This is a genomic window from Mesorhizobium sp. P2_E7 (assembly GCF_056403855.1).
The window spans coordinates 215,507-236,982 of sequence record NZ_JBFUER010000002.1 but is presented as its reverse complement, the minus strand read 5'-3'; the positions used below and the strand labels follow the sequence as shown (position 1 = coordinate 236,982).

Sequence of the window (21,476 nt, the reverse complement as noted above, 5' to 3'; positions counted from 1 at the left end):
CAGGCGAAAATTCACTGCGTTCTTGTGTCGTGCTGAAAATACGAATAATCCTTCAGGTTTCCAATTCGCATTGCCGGGCAGCACCATGACTGAGCGTCCAACTCCTTCTATTTCCTCGCGAAAACAGCCCAAGCAGGCGCGTGCGGTCGAGCTCATCTCGGCGATTTTGGAAGCTGCTGTTCAGGTTTTGGCGAGCGAAGGCGCGCAGCGTTTCACCACCACGCGCGTCGCCGAAAAGGCCGGCGTCAGCGTCGGCTCGCTCTACCAGTATTTCCCCAACAAGGCGGCCCTGCTGTTTCGGCTGCAAAGCGACGAATGGCAGCAGACGGGCGGCCTGCTGCGCACCATACTCGAGGACGGCGAGCGTCCGCCGCTCGAACGGCTGCGCAGGCTGGTCCACGCCTTCATCCGGTCGGAGTGCGAGGAGGCTGCCGTGCGCGGGGCGCTCAGCGACGCCGCTCCGCTTTATCGCGACGCACCCGAGGCGCATGAGGCAAGGGACGCTGGCGAGCGCACCATTCAGAACTTCCTGCGTGAAGCCTTGCCCGAAACTCCGGAAACCGTTCGTACGCTGGCCGGGGGTCTGATCGGCGCGACGCTGAGCGCGGTTGGAAAGGATTTTTCAGGAAGCCCCCGCACCGATGCGGAGATCGAGGCCTATGCCGAGGCCATGGCCGATATGTTCTGCGCCTACCTTATAAGCCTAGGCCATCGCTGAGACGGGCCGGCGCGGCTATTCCGCCGCCGACGCCAACGGCCTGACCCTGGCCATCATCGAGCGCAGCACCGCCGGCTTCAGCGGCTTGTTGATCACCGGCACGTCGAGGGCGGCGGCAGTGGCACGGACCTCCGTGGAGCGGTCGGCGGTGACCAGCACGGCCGGCAGGTCCCGGCCATGGATGTCCCGCAGTCTGGCGATCACATCAAGGCCGGTCCTGCCGTTCAGATGATAGTCGGCAAGCACGATGTCGGGGCGATGGATGTCGGCCCTGGTAAAATCCTCCGAACCGGAAAACGTGCCGACGCTGCAGCCCCAGCCTTCGAGCAAAAGCCGCATGCCGTCGAGGATGCGGGCGTCGTTGTCGATGCACATGACGCGCAATCCGGCCAGCGAGTTTGCGGTGCGCGGAGGCACTTTGGGCTCGACCTCGCGCCGCGGCGCCTCAACCGCTGCAACCGGCAGGATAACGGAAAAGCGGGTGCCTTTGCCGGGGTTGGAAAAGATCCGGATTTCGAGGCGGAGAACGCGGGCGATGCGGTCGACGATGGAGAGGCCGAGGCCGAGGCCTTCGGCCTCGCGCACGCCTTCGTCGAGCCGGGTGAACTCGTTGAAGACCGTGTTCAGCTTGTCGCCGGCAATGCCGATGCCGGTGTCGATCACCTGGATTTCGGCGAACTCGCCACGCCGCCGCACGCCGACGAGTATGCGGCCATGGCGCGTGTATTTGATGGCGTTGGAGACCAGGTTCTGGATCAGCCGGCGTAAGAGGTTGCGGTCCGTCATGACGCTGAGCGATGAGGCCATGATCGTCAGATCGAGTTTCTTTTCGGCGGCGAGCGGCTGGAAGTCGTTGCCAATCTGGCGCAGCAGCCCGTCCAGGCGGAAGGCGGAAACGTCAGGCTTCATCGCGCCGGCGTCGAGGCGGGAAATGTCGAGCACGGCGCCCAAAATGGTCTCGACCGATTCCAGCGAGGATTCGATGTTGACAGCGGCCTTGCCCGCCGGACCTTTGCCGGCCTTCTCGATCAGCGACGAACAGTAGAGACGGGCCGCGTTCAGCGGCTGCAGGATGTCGTGGCCTGCAGCGGCGAGAAAGCGCGTCTTGCCGAGGTTGGCCTCCTCGGCCAGCATCTGCGCCTGCGCCAGTTCCTCATTGACGCGCGTCAGTTCGATGGTGCGCGTCTTGACCCGCTGCTCCAGCGATTCATTGGCCCGCTTCAGCGCCAGATCCTGTTCGACCCGTCCCGAAATGTCGGCATAGGTGGCGACGATGCCACCGTCCGGCATCGGGTTGGAGCGCAATTCCAGGATGCGGCCGCTGGTCTTCAATTCCATCTGCCATGGGCTGACGAAACTGGTCAGACGGTTGAGCATCGCTACGCGCTGGTCGGCCGGAATATCGCCGCGCTCGGCCAGGTGGCGCAAGATACGGTCGAGCGAGACGCCGACCTGACCCATCTCGTCGGGCAGGTCGAACAGCGCCCGGTATTGGCGGTTCCAGCAGATCAGTCGGAAATCGCGGTCGAAGACGGTGATGCCCTGCTCCATCTGGTCGAGCGCGATCTGCAGCAGGTCGCGATTGTGCTGCAACGCCTCGGTGGCGTCGTCGAGCAGGCGGAAGGCGTCCTTGGACTCGCGGTCGTTGCGGCGAAACAAAAGCGACAGGATCAGCCGCGCCGACGAGGAGCCGACCGCGCTCGCCAGCAGCTGCTCGGAAAAGCGGATGACGTCCATGCTCGCCTGCTCATTGCCGTAGAGCGAGACGCCATTGGTCTTTTCGAAGGACTGGAAGGAGCGCTCGGTGCGCTCGACACCGAGATAGCGCGATATGGTGTCCTTCAGCACGTTGACGGTGATGGCGGTGCGGAAGCGGCGCAGGCTCGGCATCGGGCTGGCCTCGCGCGGCACGAAGATCGACGCCTGGATCCGTTCCAGCGGCACCGATGCGCGCGACAGCGAGCCAAGCACGAAGAACAGCGTGTTGACGGACAGGCTCCACAGCACGCCGTGGTTCAGCGGCTCGGCGACGGTGCCGAACAAAGCCTGCGGCCGTAGCGCCTCGAAGCCGAACAGGCCTTGCACGACGATGTCGGCGTCGGGTGCCGAGAGCGAAGGCAAAAGCAGTGTGTAACCCCAGACGAGGATGCCGGCGACCATGCCGAGTGCTGCACCGCGGCCATTGGCGCCGCGCCAGATCAGCCCGCCGATCAGCGCCGGCGCGAACTGGGCGATGGCCGCAAACGACATCAGGCCGATCGACGACAGCCGCGCCGAATTGGTGCTCTCGCGGTAGTAGAGGAAGGCGATGAACAAAAGGATGAAGATCGCGCCGCGCCTGACATTGAGGATCAGCGTCGACCAGTCCTCATTCTCCGAGGTTGTGGTCTTGAGCAGGCGGCGCACGAACAGCGGGATGACGAGATCGTTGGAGATCATGATCGACAGCGCCACGCTTTCGACGATCACCATGGCGGTCGCCGCCGACAGGCCGCCGATGAAGGCCGCCATGGCCAGCACGTCATGGCCGCTGAACAGTGGCAGCGACAGCACGTAGAGGTCGCTGCTGGTCCTTGAGCCGACCAGCGCCAGGCCGGCGAAGGCAATCGGCAGCACGAACAGGTTGATCGCCACCAGATAGAGCGGAAACACCCAGGTCGCGGTGCGCAGTTCGGCCTCGCCGCGGTTCTCCACGATGGTGACGTAGAACTGGCGCGGCAGCATGATGATGGCAAAGCCGCTCAGGCAGGTCAGCACCAGCCAGGTGGCGAGCGAGGTGTTGTAGCCCATGGCTTGCCGCACCTGGCCGTTTTCGGCCAGCTTGTCGATCATGTCGCCCGGCCCGCCGAAGATCAGGAAGGTGACCATCAGGCCGATCGCCAGGAAGGCGGCGAGCTTGACCACGGTTTCGACCGCCACCGCCAGCACCAGCCCGTCCTGATGCTCGGTGGCGTCGGCGTGGCGAGTGCCGAACAGTACCGCAAACAGTGCCAGAAGCATGGCCACGACCAGCGAGATGTCGCTGACGAACGGATCGAAGGATGGCGGCGATCCCGTATAGTGCTCGACCATCAGGCCGACCGAGCCGGAGATCGCTTTCAGCTGCAGGGCGATATACGGCACCGCGCCGATGGTGGCGATCAGCGTGGCGATCGCCGAGACGGCAAAGCTCTTGCCATAGCGGGCGCCGAGGAAGTCGGCGATCGAGGTGATCTTCTCGCTCTTGGCCAGCCGCACGATGCGGTTGAGCAAGGGAAAGCCGAACACGAACACCAATATCGGGCCGGTATAGATGCCCAAAAATTCGAGGCCGCGCTCGGAGGACAGGCCGACCGAGCCGAAGAAGGTCCAGGAGGTGCAGTAGATGGCGAGGCTGAGCGCGTAGATGAAGGGCCGGGCACGGCCAGGCCCGGAAGCCGTTGAACGCCGGTCGCCAAGACTGGCGATGACGAACAGCAGCGTCACATAGGCGACGGCAATGATGACGATGAACCAGCCCTGCACGGTCCGAAAATCCCTCCGTGGCCGCTTTTATCCTTTGGCCGTCACGACGCAATCACAGCTTGAAGCCCGAGTCCATCGCGGCTTTCGGCTGATATGTCCTTGATGACGTTGCGTAAACACAAAGCGGTGCTTGGGCTCCTTTTCCGGTTTTGCAACCGGGGGTTTTTGTTATTGTGGGTCGGGGCCGGCGCCGTAGGACGGCGGCAGCGCGGCCTGCCATGACAAGGAGGGTCGAATGCTGAAAGAATTCCAGGAATTCATTTCCAAGGGCAATGTGATGGACTTGGCAGTCGGCGTCATCATCGGCGCTGCCTTCGGCAAGATTGTCACTTCGCTGGTCGACGACGTCATCATGCCGATCGTCGGCGCGATCTTTGGCGGACTGGATTTCAACAACTATTTCCTGGGGCTTTCCTCGACCGTCAACGCGCCGACGCTGGATGCGGCCAAGGGCCAGGGCGCGGTCCTGGCCTATGGCAGCTTCATCACCGCGACGCTGAACTTCCTCATCCTCGCTTTCATCATCTTCCTGATGGTCAAGGCCGTGAACAATCTGCGCAAGCGGCTTGAGCGCGAGAAGCCCGCTGCCCCGGCCGCTCCGCCACCGGCTGACGTCGCCCTGCTCACCGAGATTCGCGACCTCCTCGCCAGGAAATAGCGCCGAGGCAGGTCCTTGGACCAAAACCCCGGTCGTTCGCGGCCGGGGTTTTCTGTTCTGGCATCTGCTAAGAGCGGTCGCTCGACTTTAGAACGGACCAGTCCATGACCCTGATCGATAGCTTGCGCGCCGAGGCCGTGGCTGCACCCGAAAGCGGCATTGTCGCCGTCGTCAATTACGGCCGTACGCGCGAGGGCATGATCCCGCTCTGGGCCGGTGAAGGCGATTTGCCGACGCCTGCCTTCATCTCCGAAGCCGCCGCCAAGGGGCTCGCCAATGGCGAGACCTTCTACACCTGGCAGAAGGGCATTCCGGAGCTCAGGCAAGCGCTTTCCCGCTACTATGCCAGGCATTTCGGCAAGACCTTCGCCGAAGAGGAATTCATCGCCACCGGTTCCGGCATGCACGCCATCCAGCTGGCGTTGGCAGCAGTCGCGGGCGGTGGCGACGAGGTCGTCTATCTGTCGCCTGCCTGGCCGAATTTCGCTGCCGCCGCCGGTGTCTCCGGCGCCACTCCCGTTGCGGTCACGCTCGACCAGTCCGGCAATGGCTGGTCCTGCGATGTCGACAAAATCGCTGCCGCGGTGACGCCGCGTACCAAGGCGCTGTTCGTCAACACGCCCTCCAATCCGACCGGCTGGACCGCCGACAGGGAAACGCTGCAGGCGATCCTGAACCTTGCCCGCGAAAAGGGGCTGTGGATCATCGCCGACGAGATCTATGCGCTGTTCCACTACGGCCATGGCCGCGCGCCGTCCTTCCTCGACATTTCGACCGCGGAAGACCGCATCCTGTTCGTCAACTCCTTTTCCAAGAATTGGGCGATGACCGGCTGGCGCATCGGCTGGATCAAGACCCATCCCGACCTGCAGCAGGTGTTCGAGAACCTGATCCAGTATTCGACCTCGGGTGTCGCCCAGTTCATGCAGCGCGGCGCGGTCGCCGCCCTCGACCACGGCGATGGCTTTATCGTCGAGCAGGTGGAGCGCGCGCACGCGGCGCGCGACCTGGTCTGCGACATAATCGGCGCCACCGGCAAGGCGCGCTTCACCGTGCCGCAAGGTGCGTTCTATCTGTTCTTCACGGTCGACGGCCTCACCGATCCGCGCCGGGCCGCCTTCGACATCGTCGACAAGGCCAATGTCGGCCTGGCCCCCGGCACCGCCTTCGGCCCCGGCGGTGAAGCGTTTTTGCGGCTGTGTTTCCACCGCCGCCTCGATCAACTCGAGGAAGCGGCACACCGGCTGGCGAAGTGGATGAAGACGGTTTGATCAGGCGGCGGCCCTTGGCCGTCCGCCATCAGCCGCCGGACTTGGGGACGAGGAGCGGAACGATCCGGTCGCTCTTGGCCACTGTGGGCCGCCCGGCAGAGCCGTAGGGAATGCCGAGCGCATCCCATGTCTCGACCAGCGCGTCCTGCAGTCCCGCAATCAGTGCATCGGTATGGAACGGCGTGGGCGTGATGCGCAGCCGCTCGGTGCCGCGCGGCACGGTCGGGTAGTTGATCGGCTGGATGTAGATGCCGTGCACGCCGAGCAGGCGGTCGCTGGCCATCTTGCAGAGTTCGGGGTCACCGACCAGCACTGGCACGATGTGGGTGGGCGACTCCATCACCGGCAGGCCGGCGGCGCTGAGGACTTCCTTGGTCCGCGACGCTTGGCGCTGCTGCGCATCGCGTTCGGCCTGTGAGCGCTTCAGGTGGCGGATCGAGGTGGTGGCGGCGGCGGCGATCGCCGGCGGCAGCGCCGTGGTGAAGATGAAGCCCGGCGCGTAGGAGCGCACCGCATCGATGATAGCGCTGTTGCCGGCGATATAACCGCCCAGCGTGCCGAACGCCTTGGCGAGCGTGCCTTCGATGATATCGATGCGGTCGGCCAGCCCTTCGCGCTCGGTGATGCCGCCGCCGCGCGGTCCGTACATGCCGACGGCGTGGACCTCGTCGACATAGGTCATGGCATTGTAGCGTTCTGCCAGTTCGACGATCTGTTTGATCGGCGCAATGTCTCCGTCCATCGAATAGACGCTCTCGAAGACGATCAGTTTGGCGCGCTCGCGACCCGCCGCCTGCAACAGGCTTTCGAGATGCGCGACGTCATTGTGGCGGAAAATCTTCTTTTCGGCGCCCGAGCGGCGCACGCCCTCGATCATCGAAGCGTGGTTCAACTCGTCCGAGATGATCAGGCAGTTGGGCAAAAGCCGCGCAATGGTCGAGATCGAGGCTTCGTTGGAGACGAAGCCGGAGGTGAAGACCAGGGCAGCTTCCTTGTCGTGCAGGTCGGCCAGTTCCACTTCGAGCTCGACCAGCGGGTTGCTGGTGCCGGAAATGTTGCGGGTGCCTCCGGCGCCCGAGCCCATCTTGCCGGCCGCGTTCTGAAACGCGGCGATGACATCGGGGTTCTGGCCCATGCCGAGATAGTCGTTGGAACACCAGACGGTGATTTCCTCGGCGCGGCCATTGGAACGCCAGATCGCGCGGGGAAATTTACCCACGATCCGCTCGAGATCGGCGAAGACACGGTAGCGCCGCTCGGCATGGAGCTGGTCGATCGCTTCCTCGAAGAACCGCTGATAGTTCATGTCGCCTTCCCAGTTTTGCGCCGGATCATAATCATTGGCCCATTCGTCGTCCACCGGGCCTGTTTGGTCAAAATGCCACGCCCCGCCACTGTTCCTAACGATCCTAGATCGTGCCCTATTCCCTTGATGTGCATCAACTTTGTTTCACTACGATGCCTTGGACCGCTGGGACTGTTACGGACTTAACATACCGGTCTTGTATAGCCCTGCGGCGGTCTTTCCAGTAAGGCGGCATTTGAGACAGTTTCCGATAAATCTTGAATAGCGAGGATACGGAATGACAGTTTTGGTGACAGGCGGCGCCGGCTATATCGGCAGCCACATGGTCTGGGAACTGCTGGATGCCGGCGAGAGTGTCGTCGTGCTCGACCGGCTTTCCACCGGCTTCGAATGGGCTGTGGCGCCGGAAGCCAAGCTGGTTGTCGGCGATGTCGCCGACCGGGAACTGGTCGGCCAGATCATCCGGGACAATCATGTCGACGCGATCATCCATTTCGCCGGTTCCATCGTGGTTCCCGAATCGGTTGCCGATCCGCTCGCCTATTACGAGAACAACACCTCCAAGACCCGCACGCTGATCGAAACCGCAGTACGAGAGGGCGTGCCCAATTTCATCTTCTCCTCCACGGCAGCGGTCTATGGCGGCGCAGGCCTTGAGCCGGTGCGCGAAGATGCCCGCCTGGCCCCGGAATCGCCCTATGGCCTGTCCAAGCTGATGAGCGAATGGATGCTGCGCGATGCGTCGCTTGCGCATCCCTTGCGCTACACGGCATTGCGCTATTTCAACGTCGCCGGCGCCGATCCCAAGGGCCGCACCGGCCAGTCGACCCCGGGCGCCACGCATCTGATCAAGGTCGCTTGCGAGACCGCGCTCGGCAAGCGCCCTTTCATGCAGGTGTTCGGCACAGACTATCCGACGCCGGACGGCACCTGCATGCGCGATTACATCCACGTCAGCGATCTCGCCGCGGCGCATCGCCTGGCGCTGGAGCGGCTGCGCGCCGGCGGCGACAGCCTCGTCGCCAATTGCGGCTACAGCCATGGCTATTCGGTGCTCGAGGTCATCGAAAGCGTGCGCCGCGCCTTCGGCCGGGATTTCGAGGTCAAGATGGGCGACCGGCGTCCCGGCGATGCAGCCGCCATCGTCGCCAACTCGGATCTTGCGCGCGCCGAACTCGGCTGGACCCCGCAACGCGACGATCTTGACCAGATCGTCGCCGATGCACTCGCCTGGGAGCGGATCTTGACCAGCAAGAACTCCGCCCGGGGCTGAGCCGGGCACTCCCAAGGGCTCGCAAGGCGCGCGGCGAAGCGCTATTGAAGGCGTTCGTCGCAGAGCGTGGAGGCGCTGCCACGAAGAGCTTTGGGGGGTGGCATGAGGATAACGGTGCTTGGAGCCGGCGTTGTCGGGACCGCGGCTGCCTATTATCTGGCCGCCGACGGCCACGAGGTCACGGTCATCGAGCGCCATCCGGCCCCGGCACGCGGCACCAGCCAGTCGAATGCCGGCCTGGTCTCGCCGGGCGACGCCACCGCCTGGGCCTCGCCGGCGGCGCTGAAGACTTTCCTGCGCGCGCTCTGGAACCACGATCTCGGCATCAAGGTCAGGCTGCGCTTCGATCCCTATTTCCTCGCCTGGAGCTTGCGCTTCCTGCGCCAGTGCACGGTGGCGCGCCTGCGCGCCAACAGCCGGGTCAAATTGCGCCTCGCGCTTTATTCGCGCGACTGCATCAACGCCATCTCCGCCGACACCGGCATCCATTACGACGAGCGCAAGAAGGGCATCCTCTATTTCTTTCGTTCCCAGCACAGCCTCGACACCGGCACCGACAATTACCGCTATCTCGCAGAGCATGGCCTGCCGATCGAGATCGTCGGCCGAGACCGGCTGGTCGAGCTGGAACCGGGACTCGCCGGGGTCAAGGAAAAGATCGCCGGCGGGGTCTATTCGCCGATCGACCAGACCGGCGATTCCAGGCTGTTTGTCGACAGTCTCGCCGCCTATGCCAGCGAAAAACTCGGCGTCAAATTCCTGTTCGACACCACGGTCGAAGGGCTCGACATCGACGGCGACCGGGTGCGCGCGGTGATGACCTCGGCGGGTCCGGTCACCGGCGACGCGGTGGTCATTTCGATGGGGCCGGAGAGCGGCCTGCTCGGCCGCCGATACGGCATCGACCTGCCGGTCTATCCGGTGAAGGGCTACACCGCGACCATTCCGCTCGAGGACGAGAACAAGGGTCCGACCATGGGCGGCGCCGATGAGGACCAGCTGATGGCCTATTCGCGCCTTGGCAACCGCTTGCGGCTGGCCTCGACCGCGGAATTCACCGGCTTCGACCGCACCCACAAGCCCAGCGACTTTGCCACCATGTTCAGGACCGGCAAGGATCTGTTTCCCGGCGCCTTCGACGAGAAGAAGGCCGTGCTCTGGGCGGGACTGCGGCCGATGATGCCGAACTCCGTGCCGGTCATCGGCCAGGCCAAATATCGCAACCTCTACCTCGACACCGGCCACGGGCATGTCGGCTGGACCATGGCCTGTGGTTCCGGCAAATTCCTGGCCGATCTCGTCGCCGGCCGCAAGCCGGAGATCGACCCGCAAGGGCTGGTCTACAGGGGCTGAGCGATGTCGGGACCGCAAGTCGCCATCGACCTTGGCCGCATCGAGCGCAACGCCCGCACCATCGTCGAACGCTGTGCGCTGTCCGGCATCAAGGTGTTCGGCGTCACCAAGGGCACCTGCGGCATGCCGCAAGTGGCGCGCGCCATGCTGCGCGGCGGCGTTTCAGGCATTGCCGAATCGCGCTTCGAAAACATCCGCCGGCTGCGCGACAGCGGTATCAATGCGCCCATCATGCTGCTGCGCAGCCCGCCCATGGCGCGCGTCGAGGAGGTGGTGCGCACCGTCGACATCAGCCTGCAGTCGGAGCTGACCACGATCCGCGAGATATCGCGCATCGCCGAGCGCATGGGCCGCGTCCACGACATCATGCTGATGATCGATCTGGGCGACCTCCGAGAGGGTATCTGGCCGAGCGACCTGATCCCGACCGTCGAGCAAATCCTGGCGTTCAAGGGCGTGCGCATTGCTGGCATCGGCACCAATCTCGGCTGCTTCGGCGCCATCATGCCGACGCAGGAAAATCTCGGCCAGCTTGTCGCCCATGCCTACAAGACCGAGCGCCTGTCCGGCAAAAGCCTCGACTTCATTTCCGGTGGCGCCTCGTCGTCGCTGACGCTGCTGCTTGAAGGCAAGCTTCCTGCCGGCATCAACAATCTCCGGGTCGGCGAGGCGATCCTGCAAGGCGGCATCGAGACCTTCCGCGACGTGCCGTGGCCGGAACTTGAGCCCGATGCCTGCCGGCTGACCAGCGACATCATCGAGGTCAAGCTCAAGCCGTCACGGCCGATCGGTGAATCCGGCTACGACGCTTTCGGCAATCAGCCGGTCTTCCCCGACGAGGGCGACCGGCTGCGCGCCATAGCCAATATCGGCCGCGAGGATGTGCTGGTCGAAGGGCTGACGCCGATCGCCAAGGGGGTGAGGGTGCTCGGCGCTTCCAGCGATCATCTGCTGCTCGACGTGCAGGACGCCGATCCACGCCCCGCCGTCGGTGACCGCGTCGCCTTCCGCATGAACTATGGCGCCATGCTTTTGGCGATGACCTCGGAATATGTCGAGAAGGCGCCGATGCACGACGTAGCGGATTTCTCCGGCCGCAAGATGGTGTCGATCTCGGCCGAACAAGAAGCCGCCGGCATCCTTGCGCGAGAGGGAACCGGCGCGCGGCTGGAGGCGATGAACTTCGATGTGGTGGAACTCGCCGATGTCGAGCGCCCGCCATCGGGCTTGATCCGGCTCGCTGCCGGCGCCGACCGCCGTATCGCCCACAAGGCACTGACCGCGACGGCGCGCGCGACGCATTCCTTCGGCCTGATCTGGATCGATTCCATCGCCGCGCTGATGCCCGAGGACGAAGACGCCACTGCTATGCCGGAAGCCTCGGTGCTGGCGCGCACGCTCGGCCTCGATCACAAGGCCGGCGCTTTGCAGCCGCAACTGTCGCCGGAAAATGTCGTCATCATCGGCCTGCGCCACGCCGATCCGGCCGAAGCGAGGGTGCTGAAGGATTCGCGCGTTTCGGCCTTCACGATGACCGACATCGACGCCATGGGCATGCGCGACCTGATGCATGAGGCGATCCGCATCGCGACGTCAGGCACGCAAGGCTTTCACGTCAGCTATTCGCCAACGGCCACCGAATTCGCGGGCTGGGCGGCAGGCTCCGGCGGGCTGACGGTGCGCGAGACGCACCAGGCGATGGAAGCGATCGCGCTCTCCGGCGGGCTACTGTCGATGGATGTTTCCGGGCTGACCGCGGAACTGGAGCCCAGGATCGCCACCGACGCCGTCAACTTCGTCATGTCGGCCTTCGGCAAGCGGATCCTCTGATCAGCTCCGCGCGTCGACGGCCGCGCGCCAGGCGCTGACATAGGCCGCCCAGATCGGGTCCGACTGCGGTTCTATTCTCTCGCCCTTGCCATGCACCGGCTTCTCCTGAGATGCCAGCAGTGCTGCGCCGATGCTGGTGCCTGTGGCCGCCTCGGAGGCAATGACGGTGCGCGCGGTCGCTGCGGCCAGCATGCCGACAAACAGGCGGTTGCGGGCAAATGGTCCTTCCACGGTGGTCGGACCGTCGGCGCCGATCAGCTCAAGACAGGTGGCCGTCATCAGCGCCAGATAGAACGAGATGGCGACGAAGCGCTCGCTTTTGCTGATGCCGTCGGCATCAAGCCATTCCGCGGCATGCTGCGGAAAAGGCCCCGATCCCTGCTGCGTCGACGGCAAAAGCAGCATTTTTCTTGTCAGAACAGCCAGCACATCGCTGCCGCTGCAATCCTGCGGTTTGTCCTTGGTCAGCAGGGAAAATTCACGACCACCCATGAAGCGCGCCGAGGGTACGGGAGCACCGAGCGCGCTGACATTGACCAGCGTGTCGCGCGCCGCGTCGAGCACAATCTCTCTGCCGCCGACCGCCATCGACACCACCCAGGTGCCGGTCGAGACCACCGAGAAGGGCGGCGCGTCGGACAGGAGATGCGGCAGCAGCGAGGCGTTGGAATCGTGGAGGCCGCAGAAGACTGGCGTCTGCGGATCGAGCCCTGTTCGTGCCGCAAGCGCCGGCAGCATCGCGCCGAGCCGGTCCCTGGCCGGCCGCACCGGCGCCATCAGCCTGCGCCATTTCACGCTGTCGACCATCGAGGAAAAATCCGCTTTCCACGGGTCCCACAGATCGGTGTGACAGCCGAGCGAGGTCACCTCATTGGCAGCGACGCCCGTCAGGCGCAGCGCCCAGTATTGCGGGTACATCAGCATCGCAGCGGCCTTGGCGAATTCGGCTGGAAAACGCTTTTGCTGCCAGAAGAACTGTGCGCCGAGATTGAGGCCGAGCGGCAGGCGCGGCGTGCCGGTTTCAGTGAAGGGCGGACGGAGCACGTCATACTCCGAAGCCAGCCTGTCGGGTCCATCGAATTCATAGTCGAGCACCGGCAGCACCAATTCGCCCGCGGCATCGACCAGCGCGCCCGTCGCGCCATGGGTGGTGATCGAAATCGCGTCTATGTGTTGTTCGCGGTTGAGGCTGGCCAGGCTGTTGAGGATGAATGTCCACAGCGCCTCGACATCGTGATGCGGGTACGGTGGCTGCCGCACCGGCGCATTGGCCATGCGGCGCAGCGCCACCTCGCTCAGCGTCGTGAGATCGACGAGCGCCACCTTGGCGTTGGTCTTGCCGATGTCGATGACGGCGATATGGCGAAGCGCACTCATGCCATATGGAACACGGTTTCCAACGGGATGGCCACCGGCTCGTTGTCCGGCTTCGTCTCCATGATGTCGGCCATATGGGCCCACCAGCGCTGCATCACCGGATGGCTCGGCAGGTCGGCCATGCCATGGTCGTCGCGCCGCCACAGCACGCCGAACAATATGTTGGTCTCTTCATCGAGATGGATGGAATAGTCGGAGACGCCGGCCTCTCTCAGCAGCGCCACCAGCGACGGCCAGATCTCGTCATGGCGCTCCCTGTACTCGGCCTTCATGCCGGGCTTCAGCTGCATCTTGAACGCATATTTCTCCGGCATCAGCGGCTACCCCGCAGCCGCCGCCAGACGATCGGCAGCGCGATGACAACGATCAACAGCAAGCCGATGAAGATCGACATCACGATGCCGGGCACGTTGAGCAGGCCGAGACCGAAGGTCACCAGCCCCATGATGAATGCGGCGAGCACGACGCCTAAAATGCTGCCCGAGCCGCCCAGGATCGAGACGCCGCCGAGCACCACCATGGTGATGACTTCGAGCTCATAGCCCTGTGCGATCGACGGCCGCGTCGAGCCGAGCCGCGAGGTGATCAGCACCGAGGCGATGCCCGCCATCAGTCCGGTCAGACAAAACAGGATGAATTTGGTGCGGCCGACGCGCACGCCGGAAAACTGCGCGGCGACTGGATTGTTACCGATGGCAAAGACACGGCGGCCGAAACTGGTGCGGTGCAGCAGCAACCAGTAGACGACGGCCGCTATGAGGAACAGCACCAGTTCGAACGACACCACCCACCAGACGTAGCCCTGGCCGAAGAAGGCGAAGCTTTCGGGATAGCCCTTGTAGGCCTGGTCGCCGAGGATGATGAAGGCGATGCCGCGAAACAGGCTCATCGTGCCGATGGTGACGACGATCGAAGGCAGGCCCAACCTTGTCACCAGGAGCCCATTGAAGGCGCCGCAACCGAGCCCGACGACGATGCCGATCGCCACCAGCGCCGGCGTGTCGGCGCCGGCCTGCACCGCCATGCCCATCATGGTCGAGGCGAGCGCGATGATGGCGGCGACCGACAGGTCGATCTCGCCGGAAATGATCAGCATCGCCATGGCAAAGGCGATCAGGCCCTTCTCGGTGAAATTGAAGGTCAGGTCCGACAGCGAATAGGCGTCGAGGAAATAGGGCGAGGCGAAGCTGTTGATGGCGAAGATGGCGACCGCCACCACCACCAGCAGCGCTTCCCAGGAAAAGATCGCCGAGGAGAGCGGCTTGTCGAGCCGGTCGGGGATGTGGCGCGGTGCCGGAACGTCGCTCATGCCGCCTCCGCCTTTCTGAGGATGATGCGGCCCTGCTGGCGTTCGCCGCGCGCGTTGAGCACGACGGCCAGGATGATGGCGCTGCCCGAAATCGCCATCTGCCAGAACGGCGAGATGTTGATGACCGGCAGTGCGTTGGAGATGATGCCGAGAAACAGCGCGCCCAGCACCGCGCCGCCGACCGAGCCGATGCCGCCGGCGATCGAAATGCCGCCGATGACGCAGGCGGCGATGATGTTGAGCTCATAGCCGTTGGCGACCTCGACCGAGGCGATGACATAGCGCGAGATCCAGAGATAGCCGGCGAGCCCGCCGATCATGCCGGAGATGCAGAAGACAATGAATTTGGTCCGGCCGACGTCGATGCCGGCATAGACCGACGCCGTTGGGTTGACGCCGATGGCGTAGATCGAACGGCCGAGCGCCGTGCGGGTCATCACGACGAAGAACAGGGCGATGACCAGGATGGCAATCCACGACAGGACCGGAATGCCGAGGAAGGCGGCGCGCTGGAAGTCGATGAAATCGGGGCTCATCTTGTCGGCATTGACCCAGGCGCCGCCGGACAGAACGAAGGTGGCGCCGCGATAGATGGTGAGCGTGCCCAGCGTCACCACGATCGATGGGATGTTGAGCCGCCACACCAGCAGGCCATTGATGGCGCCGAGCACCAGCCCGACAACGAGTGCAATGACGATCAGCAGCGGGATCGGAATTGCCGGATGCGCGGCGTTCAGCATCGCCACCACCATGCCGGTGAAGCAGAGGTTGGACGCCATCGACAGGTCGATGGAGCGCGTCAGGATCACCACCATCTGCCCCAGCGCCAGGATCATCAGGATCGAGGTGTCGTTGAACACCTGGGCCAGATTGCCGGGGTCGGCGAAGGCCGGAAAGCGTGTCGAGATCAGGCCGATCAAAACGACGATGGCCGCAGCCAGCCAGATCTCGCGGTATTTCAGCAAAGCCTTCATGCCGCGATCCCCGCTGCGGTGCGGACCAACGTTTCGGCGTCGAGGTCTTTGTTGTCGTAGACCGCGGCGACGAGGCCTTCGCGCATGACGACGACGCGGTCGGACATGCCGAGAATCTCCGGCAGTTCCGACGACACCATGATCACCGACAGGCCTTGCGCGACGAGCTCGGCCATGAAGCCGTGTACGGCGGCCTTGGAGCCGATGTCGATGCCTTTGGTCGGCTCGTCGAGGATGATCACCTTGGGCGCGGTCGCCAGCCATTTGGCGATGACGATCTTCTGCTGGTTGCCGCCCGACAGCGTGCCGACATCCTGGCTGAGTGAGGCCGCCCTGAGGTCCAGTCGCTCGGTGTAAGAGCGGGCGAGCGAGAACTCTTCCGCCAGCCGCAGCAGGCCGGATTTGGAGGTGCGCTTCAGCGAAGGCAGCGAAACATTCTGGAAGATAGGCAGGCCGATCACCACGCCTTGCTTGCCACGCTCTTCCGACACGTAGACGATGCCGGCCTCGATCGAATCCGCCGCAGATTTCGGCGCGATTATCTTGCCTTCCAGTGTGATCGTGCCGGCTGAGGTTCGGGTGATGCCCGATATCGCCTGCATCACCTCTGAGCGCCCGGCGCCGACAAGGCCGTAGAAGCCGAGGATCTCACCCTTGTGCAACTCGAAGCCGATATCATTGAATTCGGTCGGGTGCGACAGGCCCGAGACGGAAAGCACCGGCGCGCCGATCTCCGCCTTGCGCTGCGGAAAAATGTGGTCGACGGAGCGGCCGACCATCATGCGCACGATCTGACTCTGGCCGGCTTCCTTGATCAGACCTTCGCCGACCATCTCGCCGTCGCGAAACACCGTGTAGCGGTCGGCAATGCGGTAGATCTCGTCGAACTTGTGGCTGATGAACAGGATCGCCTTGCCTTCCTCCTTGAGGAATTCGATGAGCAGAAAGAGCTCCTCGATCTCCTTCATCGAAAGGGCGGCGGTCGGCTCATCCATGATGACGATCTGCGCGTCGATCGACATCGCGCGAGCAACCGCTACAAGGTGCTTGTTGGCGATGCCGAGGTCTTTCAGCCGTGTGTCGGCGTCGATATGGCCGGCATGCATGGTGTCCAGCACCTCGCGTGCATTCTTGCGCATCATGCGCCAGTCGATTGTGCCTAGCCGTGTGCGCGGTGCATGACCAAGGAAGATGTTCTCGGCAACGCTCAAATCGTCGAACAGCACGGTTTCCTGATGGATTGCGGTGACGCCGTGGCCGAAGGCGGCATGCGCGCTGGGCAAAGTGACGGCCTGGCCGTCAATGCTGATCGTGCCCGCGTCGGGCTGGTAGATGCCGGTCATGATCTTGACCAGCGTCGACTTGCCGGCGCCGTTCTCGCCGATCAGTGCCGTCACCTGGCCGGGGTAAAGCGACAGGCTGACATTGTGCAGCGCGCGCACACCGGGAAAGCTCTTGGAGACGCCGGACAGCGTCAGGCGCGGGGCGGCTTTACCCTCCCCCTTGTGGGGAGGGTCGCGAACAACGTGAGCGGGGTGGGGGTCTACTAGCATATCAAGGTCCTGGCACATGGAGATGTCGCCACCCCCACCCCGTCTCGCCGGTTTTGCTTCGCAAGACCGCCTCGCCGACCCTCCCCACAAGGGGGAGGGTACTAACGCTCCAGATCAATAGATCTTGGAGAACTTCTCGATGTTGGTCTTGTCAAACTGGAAGGGCGGAGCCATCGCAGCCGAGTTCGTATCGTCGAGCGTGACCTTGCCGACGCGGCCGATCGAAAGCGTGGCACCGGGCTTGGCCTCCTCCTTCTTCACCGCCAGGTCATGGGCGAGGTAGACGGCGGAGTAACCGAGGTCGATCGGGTTCCACAGCGCGACCGCCTGGCTGGAGCCATTGTCGATGAACTTCTTGAACTCGGACGGCAGCGCCAGACCGGTGACATTGACCTTGCCGATCAGGTTCGCATCGGTGACGACCTGGGCGGCGGCGACGACGCCGACGGTGGTCGGCGCGATGATCGCCTTGAGGTTCGGGTAGGACTTCAAGAGGCCCTTGGCCTCGTCGGTGCTCTTGGCCGAATCGTCATCGCCATAGACAGTGGCGACGAGTTTGATCTTGGGGAACTTCTCCGGCAGAATTTTCTTGGCCGCGTCGATCCAGGCATTCTGGTTGGTCGCGGTCGACGATGCCGACAAGATGGCGACTTCGCCGCCTTCCGGCAGATAGTCGGCGGCGAGCTTGATGATGGTCTCGCCGATCAGGCCGGTGTCGGACGGATTGAGGTGCAACTGGCGACCTTCCTTGGCGACGCCCGAATCCCACGAGATGACGGTGATGCCGCGCTCCATCGCCTTCTTCAGCACCGGCACCAGCGCGTCGGCGTCATTGGCGGAGATAGCGATTGCGTTGACCTTCTGCGCGATCAGCGAATTGACCACTTCGATCTGCGCTTCGGCGGTCGCCTTGGTCGGGCCGGTGTAGATGATGTCGACATCGCCGAGTTCTTTGGCCGCCTCTTCGGCGCCCTTGTTGGCGGCATCGAAGAAGCCGTTGCCGAGCGACTTCACCACCAGCGCGATCTTGACATTCTCCGCATAGGCGGCGTTCACGAACATGGCGGCCGAGAATGCTGCCGTCACCATCAGTTTTTTCAAAAAGCTCATCTGTCGTTCCTCCCTAGAGTTGTTGCATTCCATCGTCGCTGCGGGCGTGAGGTCGGCCTCAGGCCTGCAGCGAAGATTCTTCCTTTGCCGACTTGCGGGCGACGATCAGTGTCACACCCGCGGTTTCCAGCATGTTGGCTTCGCGATCCTCGATGCCGTCATCGGTGATGACGGTGGCTATGCGCTTCAGCCCGCACAGGATCAGGCTGGAGCGCTGGCGGAATTTCGAGGAGTCGACCAGCACCACCAGCTCGTCGGCCTGGTCGATCAGTTTCTGCTCCGCCTGGATCAGCAGCGGATCGCCTTCCATCAGGCCGAGCGGGCCGAGCCCCTGCGCGCCCATGAACATGCGGCGCGCATAGAAATTGCGCGTCACGTCATTGTCGAAGGGCGACAGGATGATGTTCTGCTCGCGGTAGATCGTGCCGCCCGACAGCATCACCGTGTTCTTGGAGTGCTTGAGCAGATGCTCGGCGATCGGGAACGAATTGGTGAAGATCGGCATGCGGCGTCCCGTCAGGAAATGCACCATCTGGAACGTGGTGGTGCCGCCGTTGATGATGATCGGCTCGCCGTCCTTGCAGAGCTCAACTGCTTCGCGGGCTATGGCGCGCTTTTGCGAAGCATTGAGCGTTTCGTTGACGGAAAAGGGCCGGCCGGCGAGACCGATGAATTGCGGTGGCGAGATCGCCTCGGCGCCGCCGCGCACCCGGCGCAGCCGCTTTTGCACATGGAGAGCCGCAATGTCGCGCCGGATCGTCGCCTCGGAAGAGTCCGTCAGGTCGACCATCTCCTGCACCGTCACCACAGGCTTTTCCTGGACGGCGGACAGAATGATCCTGTGGCGCTCTTTTTCGTGCATGGTTCCTCCCTGCACGCTCATGAGGCACTAGAAAACAACCAGTGTCAATCATTTCCGATCATATAATTTCATTGTGCAGTGCAATATGATCGATATTGATCGTTTGTGATTGACAACCGACCTGCTTGCGTAGACATTCCCGGCAAAATGGACTGCGCCTTTTTGCGTCCCAGGGAGGATAATCATGCTCGACAAGCGCTCCGGCTCGCGCCTTGCCAATCTGTGGGACGACGCGAAGGCCAAGGGGCTGAGTGAGCCTGAGCTTCTGGTCTATCGTTCGAACACGCTGGGTTCAGACAAGCGCGTCACCAACTATGGCGGCGGCAACACTTCGTCCAAGATCTGGCAGAAAGATCCGCTCACCGGCGCTGAGGTCGAAGTGCTCTGGGTCAAGGGCTCGGGCGGCGACAGCGCCTCGATCAAGCTTGACGGGTTCGCCACGCTCTACATGGACAAGCTGCGGGCGCTGAAGGGCCTCTATCGCGGTGTCGCGCATGAGGACGAGATGGTGGGCTATCTGCCCCACTGCACCTTCAACCTCAACCCGCGCGCGGCCTCGATCGATACGCCGCTGCACGCCTATGTGCCGAAGCCTTTTGTCGACCACATGCATCCCGATGCAATCATTGCGATTGCGGCTGCGAAGGATTCCAGGGCGCTGACCAAGGAGATCTTCGGCGACGCCATCGGCTGGCTGCCGTGGAAACGTCCGGGCTTCGAACTCGGCCTGTGGCTGGAGAAATTCTGCGTCGAAAACGCTGAGGCCAAGGGCGTCATCCTGGAAAGCCACGGCCTGTTCACCTGGGGCGACACCCCCAAGGAATGCTACGAGACGACGATCTCGGTCATCAACCAGGCGATCGAGTGGTTCGAGCGCCGCTCCGAGGGTCTCGCCATTTTCGGCGGCGAAGTGGTGAAATCGCTCGACGCCGCCGAGCGCCGCGCGATTGCAGCAAGACTGATGCCGAGGATACGTGGCCTGATCTCGGAAAAGAGCCACAAGCTCGGCCATTTCGACGATTCCGCCGCCGTGCTCGAATTCGTCAATTCAAGGGATTTGCGCCCGCTGGCCGCACTCGGCACCTCATGCCCGGATCACTTTCTGCGCACAAAAATCCGGCCGCTGGTGATCGAGTTCGATCCGGCAAAGCCCGATGTCGATGCCGTCATTGCGCGGCTCGCCGACGACATTGCCGAATACCGTGTCGGCTACCAGGCCTACTACGACGGCTGCAAACACCCGGACTCGCCCGCCATCCGCGATCCCAATGCCGTGGTCTATCTGATGCCTGGCGTCGGCATGTTCACGTTTGCCGGCGACAAGGCGACGGCGCGCATTTCGGGCGAATTCTACGTCAACGCCATCAATGTCATGCGCGGCGCCTCGACCGTCTCGTCCTATGTCGGCTTGCCCGCGCAGGAGGCCTTCGACATCGAATACTGGCTGCTCGAGGATTTGAAGCTGCAGCGCATGCCGAAACCGAAATCGCTCGCCGGCCAGATCGCACTGGTCACCGGCGGGGCCGGCGGCATTGGCCGCGCCACCGCCAACCGCCTGCTGCGCGAAGGTGCCTGCGTGGTGCTGGCCGACATCGATGAGACAGCCCTTGCCGGCGCCAATGACGAACTGGCGAAAGCCTATGGCAAGGACTTCGTCCGGCCGGTTCTGATCAACGTCACCGCGGAGGAGCAGGTCGTCTCCGGCTTCGCCGAGACAGCGGTCGAGTTCGGCGGCATAGACATTCTGGTGTCCAACGCCGGCCTGGCGTCCTCGGCGCCGATCGAGGAAACGACGCTGGCGCTGTGGAACAAGAACATGGACATCTTGTCGACCGGCTATTTCCTGGTTTCCAGGGAAGCTTTCCGGCTGTTCCGCGCCCAGAAAATCGGCGGCAACGTCGTCTTCGTCGCCTCCAAGAACGGCCTTGCCGCATCGCCCAACGCTGCCGCCTATTGCACCGCCAAGGCCGCCGAAATCCATCTCGCCCGCTGTCTGGCGCTGGAAGGCGCGGAAGCGCAGATCAGGGTCAATGTCGTCAATCCGGACGCGGTGCTGCGCGGCTCGAAAATCTGGACCGGCGAGTGGAAGGAACAGCGCGCCGCCGCCTACAAAATGTCGACCGACGACCTCGAAGAGCACTACCGCTCGCGCTCTATGCTGAAGCGCTCGGTATTTCCGGAAGACATCGCCGAAGCGATCTACTTCTTCGCCTCCGACATGTCGGCCAAATCCACCGGCAACATCATCAACGTCGACGCCGGCAACGCGCAGAGCTTTACGCGCTGAGCCTCCCTTCTCCCCGTCACTATACGGGGAGAAGGTGCCGGCAGGCGGATGAGGGGCAGCGCTGCCCGAACGCATTCTTGGGAGGAATTGC

General features: G+C 63.5%; 16 protein-coding genes. 7 read left to right on the top strand and 9 right to left on the bottom strand.

Features of this window, described 5'->3' with window-relative positions; all coding sequences use genetic code 11:
- Positions 1–85: 85 nt before the first annotated feature.
- On the top strand, positions 86–718 hold the full coding sequence (locus AC1DYC_RS18195) for a TetR/AcrR family transcriptional regulator (protein ID WP_477409003.1): 633 nt from the start codon (positions 86–88) through the stop codon (positions 716–718).
- 15 nt (positions 719–733) lie between these two features.
- Here AC1DYC_RS18195 and AC1DYC_RS18190 read toward each other — a convergent pair whose 3' ends face one another.
- Complete coding sequence (locus AC1DYC_RS18190; RefSeq protein WP_477408703.1) at positions 734–4,222, bottom strand: sensor histidine kinase; 3,489 nt, start codon at positions 4,220–4,222, stop codon at positions 734–736.
- A gap of 235 nt (positions 4,223–4,457) precedes the next feature.
- On the opposite strand from AC1DYC_RS18190, the gene mscL reads away from it, so the two are divergent.
- Together mscL and AC1DYC_RS18180 are read left to right on the top strand one after the other, a co-directional pair.
- Positions 4,458–4,880 (top strand): large conductance mechanosensitive channel protein MscL, encoded by a 423-nt coding sequence (gene mscL, locus AC1DYC_RS18185; RefSeq protein WP_477408701.1) that lies wholly within the window; start codon positions 4,458–4,460, stop codon positions 4,878–4,880.
- Between the two features lie 104 nt (positions 4,881–4,984).
- On the top strand, positions 4,985–6,151 hold the full coding sequence (locus tag AC1DYC_RS18180) for a pyridoxal phosphate-dependent aminotransferase (RefSeq protein ID WP_477408699.1): 1,167 nt from the start codon (positions 4,985–4,987) through the stop codon (positions 6,149–6,151).
- A 28-nt stretch (positions 6,152–6,179) separates the two neighbouring features.
- On the opposite strand, the gene hemA is transcribed toward AC1DYC_RS18180, so the two are convergent.
- Positions 6,180–7,457 (bottom strand): 5-aminolevulinate synthase, encoded by a 1,278-nt coding sequence (gene hemA, locus AC1DYC_RS18175; RefSeq protein WP_477408697.1) that lies wholly within the window; start codon positions 7,455–7,457, stop codon positions 6,180–6,182.
- A gap of 277 nt (positions 7,458–7,734) precedes the next feature.
- On the opposite strand from hemA, the gene galE reads away from it, so the two are divergent.
- From galE to AC1DYC_RS18160, 3 genes are all read left to right on the top strand, one after another.
- Positions 7,735–8,730: a UDP-glucose 4-epimerase GalE gene (gene galE, locus AC1DYC_RS18170; protein ID WP_477306821.1), complete on the top strand. Its 996-nt coding sequence runs from the start codon at positions 7,735–7,737 to the stop codon at positions 8,728–8,730.
- A 102-nt stretch (positions 8,731–8,832) separates the two neighbouring features.
- Positions 8,833–10,083: a D-amino acid dehydrogenase gene (locus AC1DYC_RS18165; RefSeq protein ID WP_477408695.1), complete on the top strand. Its 1,251-nt coding sequence runs from the start codon at positions 8,833–8,835 to the stop codon at positions 10,081–10,083.
- A 3-nt stretch (positions 10,084–10,086) separates the two neighbouring features.
- Positions 10,087–11,913 carry an alanine racemase gene (locus AC1DYC_RS18160; RefSeq protein WP_477408693.1) on the top strand — a complete coding sequence of 609 codons (1,827 nt, stop codon included), beginning with the start codon at positions 10,087–10,089 and terminating at the stop codon, positions 11,911–11,913.
- Here the strand turns inward: AC1DYC_RS18160 and AC1DYC_RS18155 are convergent, their stop codons facing one another.
- The 7 genes from AC1DYC_RS18155 to AC1DYC_RS18125 form a co-directional block, all read right to left on the bottom strand.
- A complete protein-coding gene (locus tag AC1DYC_RS18155) occupies positions 11,914–13,290 on the bottom strand; it encodes an FGGY-family carbohydrate kinase (protein WP_477408691.1) in 1,377 nt (458 codons plus the stop codon).
- Positions 13,287–13,604: an L-rhamnose mutarotase gene (gene rhaM / locus AC1DYC_RS18150; RefSeq protein ID WP_477408689.1), complete on the bottom strand. Its 318-nt coding sequence runs from the start codon at positions 13,602–13,604 to the stop codon at positions 13,287–13,289. The genes AC1DYC_RS18155 and rhaM overlap by 4 nt, the downstream gene beginning before the upstream one ends.
- On the bottom strand, positions 13,604–14,599 hold the full coding sequence (locus tag AC1DYC_RS18145; protein ID WP_477408687.1) for an ABC transporter permease: 996 nt from the start codon (positions 14,597–14,599) through the stop codon (positions 13,604–13,606). The genes rhaM and AC1DYC_RS18145 overlap by 1 nt, the downstream gene beginning before the upstream one ends.
- Positions 14,596–15,573 (bottom strand): ABC transporter permease, encoded by a 978-nt coding sequence (locus AC1DYC_RS18140; protein ID WP_477408685.1) that lies wholly within the window; start codon positions 15,571–15,573, stop codon positions 14,596–14,598. The genes AC1DYC_RS18145 and AC1DYC_RS18140 overlap by 4 nt, the downstream gene beginning before the upstream one ends.
- The gene (locus tag AC1DYC_RS18135) at positions 15,570–17,126 is read right to left on the bottom strand and encodes a sugar ABC transporter ATP-binding protein (RefSeq protein WP_477408683.1); all 1,557 of its coding nucleotides are present in this window, start codon (positions 17,124–17,126) and stop codon (positions 15,570–15,572) included. The genes AC1DYC_RS18140 and AC1DYC_RS18135 overlap by 4 nt, the downstream gene beginning before the upstream one ends.
- A gap of 114 nt (positions 17,127–17,240) precedes the next feature.
- Positions 17,241–18,236 carry a rhamnose ABC transporter substrate-binding protein gene (rhaS, locus tag AC1DYC_RS18130; RefSeq protein ID WP_454578380.1) on the bottom strand — a complete coding sequence of 332 codons (996 nt, stop codon included), beginning with the start codon at positions 18,234–18,236 and terminating at the stop codon, positions 17,241–17,243.
- Between the two features lie 58 nt (positions 18,237–18,294).
- On the bottom strand, positions 18,295–19,098 hold the full coding sequence (locus AC1DYC_RS18125) for a DeoR/GlpR family DNA-binding transcription regulator (RefSeq protein WP_112397709.1): 804 nt from the start codon (positions 19,096–19,098) through the stop codon (positions 18,295–18,297).
- Between the two features lie 184 nt (positions 19,099–19,282).
- Between AC1DYC_RS18125 and AC1DYC_RS18120 the strand changes: the two genes are divergently transcribed.
- The gene (locus AC1DYC_RS18120) at positions 19,283–21,385 is read left to right on the top strand and encodes a bifunctional rhamnulose-1-phosphate aldolase/short-chain dehydrogenase (RefSeq protein WP_477408681.1); all 2,103 of its coding nucleotides are present in this window, start codon (positions 19,283–19,285) and stop codon (positions 21,383–21,385) included.
- Positions 21,386–21,476 lie beyond the last annotated feature (91 nt).

Coding starts and splice junctions, on each gene's coding strand:
- AC1DYC_RS18125 (WP_112397709.1), bottom strand. CDS start 19,098: ATGCACGAAAAAGAGCGCCACAGGATCATTCTGTCCGCCGTCCAGGAA.
- AC1DYC_RS18155 (WP_477408691.1), bottom strand. CDS start 13,290: ATGAGTGCGCTTCGCCATATCGCCGTCATCGACATCGGCAAGACCAAC.
- AC1DYC_RS18145 (WP_477408687.1), bottom strand. CDS start 14,599: ATGAGCGACGTTCCGGCACCGCGCCACATCCCCGACCGGCTCGACAAG.
- AC1DYC_RS18135 (WP_477408683.1), bottom strand. CDS start 17,126: ATGCTAGTAGACCCCCACCCCGCTCACGTTGTTCGCGACCCTCCCCAC.
- AC1DYC_RS18120 (WP_477408681.1), top strand. CDS start 19,283: ATGCTCGACAAGCGCTCCGGCTCGCGCCTTGCCAATCTGTGGGACGAC.
- AC1DYC_RS18195 (WP_477409003.1), top strand. CDS start 86: ATGACTGAGCGTCCAACTCCTTCTATTTCCTCGCGAAAACAGCCCAAG.
- AC1DYC_RS18140 (WP_477408685.1), bottom strand. CDS start 15,573: ATGAAGGCTTTGCTGAAATACCGCGAGATCTGGCTGGCTGCGGCCATC.
- AC1DYC_RS18165 (WP_477408695.1), top strand. CDS start 8,833: ATGAGGATAACGGTGCTTGGAGCCGGCGTTGTCGGGACCGCGGCTGCC.
- rhaM (WP_477408689.1), bottom strand. CDS start 13,604: ATGCCGGAGAAATATGCGTTCAAGATGCAGCTGAAGCCCGGCATGAAG.
- AC1DYC_RS18180 (WP_477408699.1), top strand. CDS start 4,985: ATGACCCTGATCGATAGCTTGCGCGCCGAGGCCGTGGCTGCACCCGAA.
- AC1DYC_RS18160 (WP_477408693.1), top strand. CDS start 10,087: ATGTCGGGACCGCAAGTCGCCATCGACCTTGGCCGCATCGAGCGCAAC.
- mscL (WP_477408701.1), top strand. CDS start 4,458: ATGCTGAAAGAATTCCAGGAATTCATTTCCAAGGGCAATGTGATGGAC.
- hemA (WP_477408697.1), bottom strand. CDS start 7,457: ATGAACTATCAGCGGTTCTTCGAGGAAGCGATCGACCAGCTCCATGCC.
- galE (WP_477306821.1), top strand. CDS start 7,735: ATGACAGTTTTGGTGACAGGCGGCGCCGGCTATATCGGCAGCCACATG.
- rhaS (WP_454578380.1), bottom strand. CDS start 18,236: ATGAGCTTTTTGAAAAAACTGATGGTGACGGCAGCATTCTCGGCCGCC.